The sequence below is a fragment of the Confluentibacter citreus genome (assembly GCF_002807055.1).
Classification (GTDB): domain Bacteria; phylum Bacteroidota; class Bacteroidia; order Flavobacteriales; family Flavobacteriaceae; genus Confluentibacter; species Confluentibacter citreus.
In genome coordinates this window covers 187,949-200,983 of record NZ_NIXN01000001.1, presented here as the reverse complement: position 1 = coordinate 200,983, position 13,035 = coordinate 187,949, and the positions used below count along the sequence as shown (strand labels likewise).

7 protein-coding genes, 1 tRNA gene and 1 CRISPR repeat array (1 of these 9 running past the window's edge) are annotated in these 13,035 nt (G+C 34.0%); of the genes, 6 read left to right on the top strand and 2 right to left on the bottom strand.

Annotated features, from left to right (window positions below):
* Position 1 precedes the first annotated feature (1 nt).
* Positions 2 to 4,390 (top strand): DNA polymerase III subunit alpha, encoded by a 4,389-nt coding sequence (dnaE, locus tag CDH49_RS00815; RefSeq protein ID WP_100613420.1) that lies wholly within the window; start codon positions 2 to 4, stop codon positions 4,388 to 4,390.
* On the opposite strand, the gene CDH49_RS00810 is transcribed toward dnaE, so the two are convergent.
* Complete coding sequence (locus CDH49_RS00810; RefSeq protein ID WP_100613419.1) at positions 4,383 to 4,991, bottom strand: MarR family winged helix-turn-helix transcriptional regulator; 609 nt, start codon at positions 4,989 to 4,991, stop codon at positions 4,383 to 4,385. The genes dnaE and CDH49_RS00810 overlap by 8 nt on opposite strands.
* Positions 4,992 to 5,059: 68 nt before the next feature.
* Positions 5,060 to 5,293 (bottom strand): thioredoxin family protein, encoded by a 234-nt coding sequence (locus tag CDH49_RS00805; protein ID WP_100613418.1) that lies wholly within the window; start codon positions 5,291 to 5,293, stop codon positions 5,060 to 5,062.
* 320 nt (positions 5,294 to 5,613) lie between these two features.
* On the opposite strand from CDH49_RS00805, the gene trxA reads away from it, so the two are divergent.
* The 5 genes from trxA to cas9 all read left to right on the top strand — a co-directional run bounded on the left by trxA (position 5,614) and on the right by cas9 (position 12,020).
* Complete coding sequence (gene trxA / locus CDH49_RS00800; protein ID WP_100611039.1) at positions 5,614 to 5,931, top strand: thioredoxin; 318 nt, start codon at positions 5,614 to 5,616, stop codon at positions 5,929 to 5,931.
* Between the two features lie 78 nt (positions 5,932 to 6,009).
* A complete protein-coding gene (locus CDH49_RS00795; RefSeq protein WP_394344558.1) occupies positions 6,010 to 6,552 on the top strand; it encodes a ClpP family protease in 543 nt (180 codons plus the stop codon).
* 83 nt (positions 6,553 to 6,635) lie between these two features.
* Positions 6,636 to 7,565 carry a DUF58 domain-containing protein gene (locus CDH49_RS00790; protein WP_100614430.1) on the top strand — a complete coding sequence of 310 codons (930 nt, stop codon included), beginning with the start codon at positions 6,636 to 6,638 and terminating at the stop codon, positions 7,563 to 7,565.
* A gap of 217 nt (positions 7,566 to 7,782) precedes the next feature.
* Positions 7,783 to 7,856 (top strand) — tRNA-Asp (locus CDH49_RS00785).
* Positions 7,857 to 8,630: 774 nt separating this feature from the next.
* Positions 8,631 to 12,020, top strand: coding sequence for a type II CRISPR RNA-guided endonuclease Cas9 (gene cas9, locus CDH49_RS00775; RefSeq protein WP_100613415.1), 3,390 nt, complete (start codon positions 8,631 to 8,633; stop codon positions 12,018 to 12,020).
* Positions 12,021 to 12,130: 110 nt separating this feature from the next.
* Positions 12,131 to 13,035: a CRISPR direct-repeat array (repeat unit 36 nt; unit sequence GTTGTGGTTTGATTAAAGATTAGAAAACACGATATT) (it continues 1,701 nt past the right edge of the window).

Below are 13,035 nucleotides of genomic sequence, written 5' to 3'. Positions count from 1 at the left end.
AATGTATTTAATTTTCGATACCGAAACCACAGGATTGCCAAAACGATGGGATGCGCCTATTACCGATGTTGATAATTGGCCGCGCTGTATTCAAATAGCATGGCAATTACATGATGCTATGGGTAATTGTATTGAACATCAAGATTATTTGGTGCAACCAGACGGATTTAATATCCCTTATGATGCCGAAAAAGTGCATGGTATTTCAACCGAATTAGCCCAAGAACAAGGTATTCCACTAGCTGAGGTTTTAGAAAAATTTAATGAAGCTTTAAGCAAAACCAAATTTGTGGTCGGACAAAATGTGACATTCGACTTGAATATTATGGGGGCCGAATTTGTACGTGAAAATGTTGCAAACCCACTACAAGAACTCCCTGTTTTAGATACTTGTACCGAACATACCGCGAGTTTATGCCAAATTCCAGGCGGACGCTATGGAAAGTTTAAATTGCCAACTTTAACGGAATTACATGAGTTTTTATTTAATGAGCCTTTTGCTGAAGCACATAATGCCACAGCCGATGTGGAGGCAACCACACGTTGCTTTTTGGAGTTGGTTCGTTTAGGGGAATATACCAAAGAACAGCTCGATGTTCAACCAAATTATTTTAAGGATTTTAATGAAGCAAATCCGAAAACGATTCAACTTATCGGATTAAAGCATATTAACCTAAAACAAGAAAGTGCTAAAATTAAAGAGCGTCTTAAAAACGTTAAGGTTGAAACTATTTCTACTGAGGACATAAAACAAAATATATCTGATTTAGCTGATGTTGATTTTGTTCATCTTCACAACCATTCCCAGTTTTCGGTTTTGCAGTCAACCATAAGTATTGATGATTTGGTTGCGGCTGCTGCAGAACACAACATGCCAGCGGTAGCCTTAACCGATCATGCCAATATGATGGGGGCGTTTCACTTTGTTAAATCCGTCAGTAATCATAATAGAGCAGTAAAAGCAAAAAATGATGCCGCTATAGAAAAAGCAGAAACGCCAACAGCTAAAGAAATCAAGCCCATTTTAGGTTGTGAGTTTTTTGTCTGTGAAGACCATACCGATAAAACCAGAAAGGACAATGGGTATCAAATCGTATTTTTGGCAAAAAGCAAAAAGGGATATCACAATCTGGCTAAATTGTCATCACATGCTTTTGTAGATGGGTTTTATTATTTACCTAGAATCGATAGAAATCTCATTCAGCAATACAAAGAAGACCTGATTGTTTTAACAGGAAATTTATATGGCGAAGTACCCAGCAAAGTTTTAAACGTTGGCGAAAATCAAGCTGAAGAAGCCTTGCTTTGGTGGAAAGAACAGTTTGGCGATGATTTGTATATTGAACTTATGCGCCATAAACAAGAAGATGAAAATAGAGTGAATTCGGTGCTCATAGAGTTTTCAAAAAAGCATGCTATTAAATTAGTTGCGACAAACAATACCTATTATCGCAAAAAAGAAGATGCCAACGCCCATGATATTTTACTATGTGTAAAAGATGGCGAAAAACAAGCTACACCTATTGGTCGCGGTCGCGGATACCGATATGGTTTGCCAAACCAAGATTATTATTTTAAGTCTTCGGAAGAGATGAAAGCCTTATTCAAGGATTTGCCCGAAGCAATTACAAATATTCAGGAAGTCGTTGATAAAATCGAAACGTATAGTTTGGCTAGAGAAGTCTTACTGCCGGCCTTTGACATTCCCGAATCGTTTAAAAATAAAGAAGATTTGGTTGATGGCGGTAAGCGTGGTGAAAATGCTTATTTACGTCATTTAACCTATCAAGGAGCCAAAAAAAGGTATGGTGAAGACTTTCCTGATGATATTAAGGAACGTATTGATTTTGAACTCGATGTTATTCAAAATACAGGTTATCCCGGGTATTTCTTGATTGTAGAAGATTTTATTCGTGAAGCCCGCAATATGGATGTTTCGGTGGGGCCAGGGCGTGGTTCTGCGGCAGGTTCGGTGGTTGCTTATTGCCTATGGATTACTAATATTGATCCGCTTAAGTACGATTTGCTTTTTGAGAGATTCCTTAACCCCGACCGTATCAGCATGCCCGATATTGACATCGATTTTGATGATGAAGGTCGAAGCAGGGTTATGGATTACGTTATCAAAAAATATGGAAGTAATCAGGTAGCGCAGATCATTACTTATGGTACGATGGCTGCTAAATCGTCTATTCGTGATACCGCACGTGTATTGGATTTACCATTATTTGATGCCGATAGAATTGCCAAATTAATTCCGACCATGTCCAAACTAGATCGGATTTTTGGTTTAACCGAAAAGGAATTGAACAGCAAGTTTCGGTCTGAAGACTTAGATAAAATCAATCAATTATTAAACATTTCTGAAGGCGATGGTTTGGAAGCCGAAACTGTAAATCTGGCACGCATACTTGAAGGTTCTGTTAGAAATACAGGTATTCATGCCTGCGGCGTTATTATTACACCAGACGATATTACCAAATTCGTCCCAGTTGCCACCGCAAAGGATTCCGATTTATATGTTACCCAATTTGATAACTCGGTCGTTGAAGAAGCCGGATTGTTAAAAATGGATTTCTTAGGACTGAAAACATTGACCTTAATTAAGGACACGGTTAAAATAGTCAAGGCAAAACACGGCATTACATTAGACCCTGATAATTTTCCGTTGGATGATGATAAAACCTATGAGTTATTCCAAAAAGGTGAAACTGTTGGTGTGTTCCAATACGAGTCGCCCGGTATGCAAAAACATCTTAAAGATTTAAAACCTACCGTTTTTGAAGATTTAATTGCGATGAATGCACTCTATCGCCCGGGACCCATGGAGTATATTCCCAGTTTTGTCCGAAGAAAACATGGTGCTGAGGTGATTGAATACGATTTACCTGCCATGGAAGAATACCTAAAGGAAACCTATGGTATTACGGTGTATCAAGAGCAGGTGATGCTTCTGTCGCAAAAACTTGCTGGATTTACAAAAGGTGAAGCGGATGTATTACGTAAAGCCATGGGAAAAAAGCAAATTTCGGTACTCGATAAAATGAAGCCAAAATTTGTAGAACAAGCCAGCGCGAATGGTCATGATGCCAAAATTTTGGAAAAAGTTTGGAAAGATTGGGAAGCCTTTGCGAGTTATGCGTTTAATAAATCGCATTCCACCTGTTATGCATGGATAGCCTATCAAACAGCATATTTAAAAGCGCATTATCCTGCGGAGTATATGGCAGCGGTGTTATCCAATAACATGAACGATATTAAGCAAGTCACTTTCTTTATGGAAGAATGTAAGCGTATGAAGTTACCCGTGCTTGGTCCAGATGTCAATGAATCTTATTACAAGTTTTCGGTAAATAAAGATGGTGCTGTGCGTTTTGGCATGGGTGCAATTAAAGGAGTGGGTCACGGTGCCGTAGTAACCATTGTGGAAAATAGAAAAAAAGAAGGGCCCTATAAATCCATTTTCGACTTTGCTAAGCGTATCGATTTACGGGCTGCTAATAAAAAGGCTTTTGAAAACTTGGCTTTAGCTGGGGGTTTTGATGGATTTAAAATAACACATCGCGCCCAATATTTTCATGATGATGGCGATGGCATTACCTTTTTAGAAAAGGCGATTCGCTATGGCGCCAAGCATCAAGACAACGAAAACTCGGCGCAGGTCAGTTTGTTTGGTGATGCCAGTGATGTGCAAATAGCAGAGCCACAAGTGCCACCATGCGAAGAATGGGGCACAATGGAAAAATTGGCTAGGGAAAAAGAAGTGGTTGGTATTTATATTTCTGGTCACCCGCTAGATGATTTTAAAATTGAAATGAATACCTTCTGTAATGCTAGTTTGGCTTTGTTTAAGGATTTAAATGCATTTGTAAATAGAGAACTGGTTTTTGGGGGCGTAGTTACCGATGTGCAATACCGAGTGAGCAAACAAGGTAAAGGTTGGGCATCATTTACTGTTGAAGATTATACCGATAGTTTTGAGTTCCGCATTTTCGGAGAAGAATATCTAAAATTCAGACACTTTTTAATGAAAAACAATTTTGTGTTCGTTAAAACATTGATTCGTGAAGGTTGGATAAACAAAGAAACAGGTAACATGAGTGAACCCCGTTTGCAGTTTAATAGTTTCCAATTGCTGCACGATGTGATGGAAAATTATGCTAAAAAATTATCCATTCAACTTAATATTGAAGATTTAAAAGCGGATAAAATAGCGCAATTAAAAGATTTAATGCACATGCATCCGGGTAATCACATGCTTAATTTTGTAATCTATGATCATAAAGAACAAATAAAGTTACAAATGCCCAGTAGAAAACAAAAAGTGAAAATCTCACAAGAATTACTTAGTGAATTGGAGAATCAAGAGGTGTATTTTAAGCTTAATTAATTTTATCCTCAAATTCATGACAATCAATTCTAATTTCAGAGTTTAATAATTCTTTTTCTAAAAGATTGCAATAGTGGGAGTTTAAGTTGTTGTTATAGAATTTACATGCATAACATGTTCTTTGTACGGTTAAAATACCATGTCTATTAAGCTGATAAATAAAAGTGCTCAACGCTTTAAAAAGGGTTTCCAGATCAGATGGATGAATGCTACTTAATTGTTTTTTTAATGGATATGCAAAGTTTTCGGTATTGGAAACTATGTTTACTCCTGAATCGGATAACTTAATGGTATAACTTCTGTTGTCTGATGATGAATGGTCCTTTTCAATAAATCCTTTTTTATCCAAAGATCTAATGGCATCGCTAATGGTAGGTTTTGATACATTAAATTCTTTTGCTAAATGACTCACATTGCACAATGCCGGTTTATGGTAAGCAATAAAAATAAGTATTTGTATCTGTATAGGGCTTATGCCCAATGCAGTCGCTTTTTCCCATAGTAATACCTTGAAAGCTTCAGAAATGCGTTCTAAGCCAGCAACTATTTTGCTTGAAAGGTCTGTTTCTTGATTCTGTGGGTCAAACACATTATTTTCCATAAAAAATGCCTGCCAACTTAATAATATTGACAGGCAAAGTTAGTAATCCTAACTTTAAAAAGCAAAAATTAACCTTTTACAGCCTCCATAGAAGCCCCAAAATTGAGATGTAACACATTTCCTTTTGGTGTAAGCAAAGCGGGAACCGATTTAACACCTACTTTTTCAGCTTCAGCAATTTTTGAATTGTTCTCTCCTAGATGGATAATTTCAACGTTATCGGCACCTATTAATTCAACAATGTCATGTTCTGCACTAATACATACAGGACAACCTGCATGATAAAAAATGGATTTTTTCATTTTAATAAAATTTAATTTGTTGCATTATTGCATTACAAATATAGTAAGGAATCCTAACTATAAAAATATTTTTTTTGTTTTTTTGATCTCATTATTTAAGCTTTTCTGATTTACCTAATACAGAAAACTCATTCTTTGCAAAAAAGAAAAGTATAAAACTAACAGTCTGATATATTTATAAAAAAGGGATCCCCAAATTAGCATAACGCTAAACAATGCGGTTATAAGTAAAACAAATTGTTAGCTTGTAAGCTTTAGAGTTTTTTTTGACTAAATTTGTGTTTTAAAATTAAAAGTCGAACACGTAAAATATAAATATTATGGCATTAGAAATAACAGATGCAACATTTGAGGAAACAGTATTAAAAAGTAGTAAGCCGGTATTGGTTGATTTTTGGGCAGCTTGGTGTGGGCCATGTAGAATGGTTGGGCCAATCATTGAACAAATTAGTGAAGAATACGAAGGCAAAGCGGTTGTTGGAAAAGTAGATGTAGATGCCAACCAAGAATTTGCTGCAAAGTACGGGGTGCGTAACATACCAACCGTTTTGGTGTTTCAAAATGGAGAAGTTGTTGGTCGCCAGGTAGGTGTAGCACCAAAGGCGGCTTATACAGAAGCTATTGATTCGCTTTTATAATATAAATGAAAAAAGAAAATTGAAAAGGTTTGCCATTATGGTAAACCTTTTTTTATTTTAGTTAAAAATTAATAGATTATGAGTAATAAAGTAAAAGTTCAAAACGCTATAGACAGTAAGTTATTAGAACAACGTAAAATATTCCTTTGGGGTCAAGTAGATGATAAATCGGCTAAACATGTGATAGATAGATTAATGTATTTAGATGCTTTAGAAACAAAAGATATTCATTTATACATCAATAGCCCGGGTGGTTACGTGACCTCAGGCTTTTCAGTATATGATTGTATTAAATCATTAAACAGTGATATTTCTACCATTTGTACAGGATTTGCCGCATCTATGGGTTCCATTCTCTTGTCTGCCGGAACAAAAGGCAAACGGTTTATTCAGCCTCATGCCCGAGTGATGATTCACCAACCAAGTGGCGGGGCACGTGGACAAGCTAGTGATATTGAAATTACAGCAAAAGAAATTATACTAACCAAAGAATTAAGTGCGAGACTATTGGCTGAAAATTGCGGACAATCTTTTGAAAAAATCATGAAGGATTTTAATAGGGACCATTGGATGGGCGCACAAGAATCTGTAACATATGGTATCGTTGATGGAATAATTTAAGTCTAGCCTAAAACGTTATAATTAAGGACTAAACATACGAATTAATGGTTGCTCCTCCCCTCAGGGGAGGCTGGGTGGGGCTTATGAATATACAAAACGAACTTAATAAAGCTGAAGGATTTAAAAACTTGGAATTACTTGCAAAACAAGTGGTTGAAGGTTTTATCTCTGGCATGCATAAAAGTCCGTTTCATGGGTTTTCTGCTGAATTTGCTGAACACAAAATGTACAATCAAGGCGAAAGCACGCGCCATATCGATTGGAAGTTATATGCCAAAACAGATAAGCTTTATACCAAACGCTATGATGATGAAACCAATTTGCGTTGCCACATCATCATCGATAATAGCAGTTCCATGCATTACCCCGAACTCTCAAATTTTTCGATACAGCATCTAAACAAAATTGCGTTTTCCGCTCTAGCATCTGCATCATTAATGTACTTGTTTAAAAAACAACGCGATGCCATTGGTTTAAGTATCTATAGCGATGAATACGATTTTTATGCACCAGAAAGAGGGAGCGAACGCCATCATCAAATGTTGCTTAATAGGTTGTCCAATGTGGTAGTTTCAAAACCCATAAATAAGCAAACGGACACGTATAAGTACCTTCATGAAATCGCGGAGAAAATCCACAAGCGCTCCATGATTTTTTTATTTACCGATATGTTCCAAACCACTCAAGAGGAAACCAAGCTTTTTGAGGCGCTTAGGCATTTAAAGTACAATAAGCATGAGGTTATTTTATTTCATGTATTTGATAAAGAAAAAGAATTCACTTTTAATTTTGATAATACCCCAAAACGCTTTGTAGATGTGGAGACCGGCGACTATATCAACCTGTATGCCGATACCATTAAGGAAAATTACACAACTGCGGTGAGCACCTATTTTAATGCATTGCGTTTAAAATGTGCACAATATAAAATTAATTATGTAGAGGCCGATATCAATAAGGATTTCAATACCATATTGACGACGTATATGATAGAACGCCAAAAATTTGTTTAGAAGCCCCGCCTAGCCTTTCCAAAGGGGAGGGATAACAAACTATTGGTTTTAAAGTTGTTTATTTTATGGTAAAAGATTATAACATAGCGCTTAATTAAAATAAAATTAAAAAACACAAAAAAACATTTGCCATATAAAAAAAGGCATGTATATTTGCACCCGCCTGAACGATTAAGATGAACAATATTTTAGTCGGGCAGGACCGCAATAAAGCAACGGTCTGGTAGTTCAGTTGGTTAGAATGTCGCCCTGTCACGGCGAAGGTCGCGGGTTCGAGTCCCGTCCAGACCGCTAAAATTGCTAAAGAGCTCTGAGAAATTAGGGCTTTTTTTGGCACTTTAAAGAAGTTGTGTTGTCCCAGTAAAATGGGGTGGTTGAGATGCTGAAATAAATTCAGCACAAGCCGATGGAAAGCTTTCCTTTTTTCTTTTAGAAAATTGGGATGCTTTTTTGTTTTATGGCATTTCCTTTTATTTTCCTAAAAATATAATGCAAAAAAAAGTCCCACCGAAGCAGGACTAAAGATTTTCATCTACGGCATATAGCCTTATCATGGGAAGTTTAATATTAATACAACTCACGACTACTCATTACAATGATATAAATTCATATACTTGTCATAAGTTCTACAAATGTAAAAAATTAATTTAAAAATATTCTACTCATTACATATTAATTTGTAATATTGTGAAATAAAATTGAGGATAATGAATTATAATTTAATAGCTGTTATGATTTTTATTGTTGTTTTAATAATTCTTTACTGGATAATACCCAGTAGAAAAGGAGATAAAATAACTCAGAATATAACCTCTTTATTTCAAGTATTGCCTATATCAAAAATAGTTGAAGTATTTGTATCATTGAAAGAACAAAAAAAAGCCCCACCGAAGCGGGACTAAAGATTTTCATCTACGGCATATAGCCTTATTGTGATAAGATTAAAGATTAGAAAGTTTAATCTGTGGTAAATATAACAAAATTTCATAGAAAATAAAACACTTACTTGTAGGTATTTTTTTATTTAAATATTCTAGTTATATTTAAATTTTTAAACGAAGAATTATGGCAAAGATTTTAGGATTGGATTTGGGGACTAATTCGATTGGTTGGGCATTAATTGAAGATGCTGAAAACAAGATTTTGGGTATAGGAAGCAGAATATTTCCAATGGGTGTTGAGAATTTAGGGGAAGGTGAAGGACGAGAAATGTCTAAAAATGCTGGAAGAACAGGAGCAAGAGGAGTTAGAAGACAATTTTTCAGAAAAAGATTGAGAAAGAAAATTTTATTGAAGGCACTTTCCGAAAATAAAATGTGCCCAATGCTGACTACTGATTTTGAAGATTGGAAAAAAACCAAGCAATTTCCATCTGAAAAATTAGCAAATTGGTTTGCTTTAAATCCTTATGAATTACGCCAAAAAGCTTTGAATGAAAAATTATCTTTAGAAGAAATTGGTAGAATTTTTTATCATTTAATTCAAAGACGTGGATTTTTGAGTAATAGTAGAAAAGGTGGAAATGATGATGGAGCAATTTTTAAAGGAAACGAAAAAGAAGGTAAAATCGGAATTACTAAAACACAAGAAAGCATTCAAGATAAAACTTTAGGGTCTTATTTATTTGAAATTTATCCAAAAGAAAATCAACCTTTTCAAGATGGTTTGGAAAGAATTCGGAATAGGTATACCACACGTAAAATGTACGTTGATGAGTTTGAATTGATTTGGAATAAACAAGCTCAATTCCATTCTAGCTTAAATGAAGATTTAAAAACATTATTTGGTGGCAGAAAATTAGATGGTTATAAAGAAGATGGTATTTTATTTCATCAACGACCATTGCGTTCACAGAAACATTTAGTTGGTAATTGTTCTTTTGAACCAACCAAAACCAAATGTCCAATTAGTGCCATTCCATTTGAACAATTTAGAGTTTGGCAATGGGTAAATACAGTTGAATATAACGGAAAGAAAATCTCGCAAGAAGAAAAAGAGAAAATGGTAGAATTTCTATACGCCAATGAAAAGCCTGAATTTAAGAAGATTAGAAAAGTTATTGGGAAAGAAAGTGCTGAATTCAAATTCAATTATAAAGATGATGATAAAATTGTAGGAACGCATACTATTTCAAATTTATATAACAAAAAATTCTTTGGTAAACGATGGTTTGAATTTTCAGAAAAGGAACAAGAAGATATTTGGCATGTATTGTATTTTTTTGATAGCAAATCTAATTTAAAAGAATATGCCATTAAGAATTGGGATTTTACTGAAGAACAGGCAAATGATATTTCAAAATTCAATGTTAAAGATGGTTATTCCAGTTTGAGCCGTAAAGCAATATTTAATATTTTGCCTTTTCTTAAGCAAGGATATACTTATGATGTTGCCGTGGTTATGGGTGGAATCAAAAATGTTTTTGGTTCTAAGTGGCAAAATGATTCCGACACAAATAATCAAAAACAATTAGAAATAATTGATAATGTGGAAGGAATTATTCGTTCCAAAACTAAAGGCGGATTTATTGATATTATAAAAGACATTCTTCGTAATGATTATAATGTTTCAGATAATCAATTACGCAAATTATACCATCATTCAGCAACCATTGATGTAACTGAATTGTTAGAAAAATTGCCGCTAGGAAAGGAAGCGGACAAAGAGATTCAAGCGATAAGAAATCCAATTGTAATAACAGCTTTATTTGAATTACGAAAATTGGTCAATGAACTAATTGAGGAGCATGGGAAAATTGATGAAATAAATGTTGAAATGGCTCGTGATTTGAAAATTTCAAAGTCACAGCGAAATAAAATCAGAAAAGAGCAAAATAGATTAGAACGTGAAAATGATAGGATAAAAGCAAGACTATTAGAAGAAGGTCAAAGAATTACACATGATAATATCTTACTTTACAAACTATGGGAAGAATGTAAGCATGTTTGTCCTTACACAGGAAAAACAATTTCTGTACATCAATTGTTTTCTGGAGAAGTTCAAATCGAACATATCCATCCTTGGAGTCGTTCTTTAAATGATAGTTTTTCAAATAAAACTTTATGTTACGCTAAAGAAAATACTTTAAAAGGAAATAAAACACCCTTTGAATATTATGGAAATGACGAAGCCCATTGGTCAGCCATAAAAGAAAGAGCTTTAAAATTGTTTTCTGACACTAAAGAATATCCAAATGCGTATCAAAAATTCAAACGTTTTGTACAACAAAAATTTGATGATGATTTTTCTTCTAGACAGTTAAACGATACAAGATATATAAGTAAAGAAGCTAAAAATTATCTTTCTAAGATTTGTAATAAAGTAATCGTTTCACCAGGGCAAGCCACTTCTAATCTTTGCCAAAAATGGGGATTGAATTCTGTTTTAAATGTTGAAAACGCTAAAACCCGTGAAGACCACAGGCATCATGCCGTTGATGCATTGGTTATGGCTTGTACAAAAGTGACGTATGTTCAAGAATTGTCAAAGTGGAATAGGTATAATAGAAAACCAGAATTAAAAGAATTTCCAATGCCATGGCAAACCTTCAGGTATGATGCTGAAAAAGCTGTTGAAAACATATTGGTCTCACATAAGCGTGTTTCAAATGATATTACGGTTAGAACCCATATAACAGAAAAGAATGGAAAAAAGCATATAAATCTAGGAATAGCTGCTCGTGGGCAGTTACATAAGGAAACCGTTTTTGGAAAGCGAACGTTCAATGGAGAAGAAGCTTTTCATGTTAGAAAACCAATAGACAGTCTGACTAACGAAAAACAATTGGAAAAAGTAGTAGACGAAACCATTAAATTACTTATTATAAAACGAATACAAGTTTTAGGCGGTTTTGTAAAAGGAGTTATTCCCAACAATACTTTCTTTATTGTTGATGAAAATGGTATAAAGCAACCACAAATTTTCTTGCCTAATAAAAACGGTGAACCAGTACCTATATTAAAAGTAAGGGTTAAAGAAAATATTGGTGGTGCTGAAAAACTAAAAGACAATGTCAACCAATGGGTGAATCCAAGAAATAATCATCATGTTTTAATTTATAAAGATGAAAAAGGAAACTTAAAAGAAGAAGTGGTCACTTTTTGGACTGTTGTAGAACGGAAGCGAACAGGAGAATCTGTATATAAATTACCAATTGACGGAAAAGAAATTATAACCACTTTACATATCAATGATATGTTTTTGTTGGGTTTAAAAGAGGAAGAAATTAATTGGGAAAATCCAGATTATGAAGTTTTGAAAGAACATTTGTATAGGATACAAAAGTTGTCTTCTAAATTTTATGAATTTAGGTTAAATACAGAAGCATCAATTCAGAATAATTTTCAACCTTTTTATGTAAGAATCCAAAGCTTTGGAGAAGGAAAAACAGGTTGGGACACTTTTAACCCTTTGAGAGTTAAAGTTTCAGTTTCAGGAAAAATTAAAAGAGCATAATTTGTCATTTTAATGACTATATAAAAAGTTCATTGACATAAGATTTTCATAATCTTAAACATCTCAAACCACAACGGAAAATCTCCCGATTTTCTGCCAACGGATTTTACGTTGTGGTTTGATTAAAGATTAGAAAACACGATATTTTAATTTTAATTCGTTTAAAATACTGCTATGTTGTGGTTTGATTAAAGATTAGAAAACACGATATTTAGTAACCTATGAAACCGTACAACTATTATGTTGTGGTTTGATTAAAGATTAGAAAACACGATATTAAGATTTATTCACACAAATGAGGGAAGTCGGTTGTGGTTTGATTAAAGATTAGAAAACACGATATTATCAAACTGTAATTCAGTAACATTATTACCGTTGTGGTTTGATTAAAGATTAGAAAACACGATATTGGAATATAGGATAGGGCTGTTCAACGAATGGTTGTGGTTTGATTAAAGATTAGAAAACACGATATTAATAGCCTTGCGTTGCCACTTGTATATAACGTTGTGGTTTGATTAAAGATTAGAAAACACGATATTTTATAGTTGCTAATTGGCTTTCATAAACATGTTGTGGTTTGATTAAAGATTAGAAAACACGATATTTTATTGAGGATAATATTAACGAATAAAATAGTTGTGGTTTGATTAAAGATTAGAAAACACGATATTACAATGAATTTTATTATCAGATGATATTGGTTGTGGTTTGATTAAAGATTAGAAAACACGATATTACTGCTATGTAAAACTTTTTAACATCTGTTGTTGTGGTTTGATTAAAGATTAGAAAACACGATATTTCGTGGCGAAAACAATAGTTTTATAGAATAGTTGTGGTTTGATTAAAGATTAGAAAACACGATATTTATATGGTAGTTCGTTATTAGGCAATAACTGTTGTGGTTTGATTAAAGATTAGAAAACACGATATTAACGCCATCACATCGGTATAACCTTCCACTGTTGTGGTTTGATTAAAGATTAGAAAACACGATATTGACATAGAACAG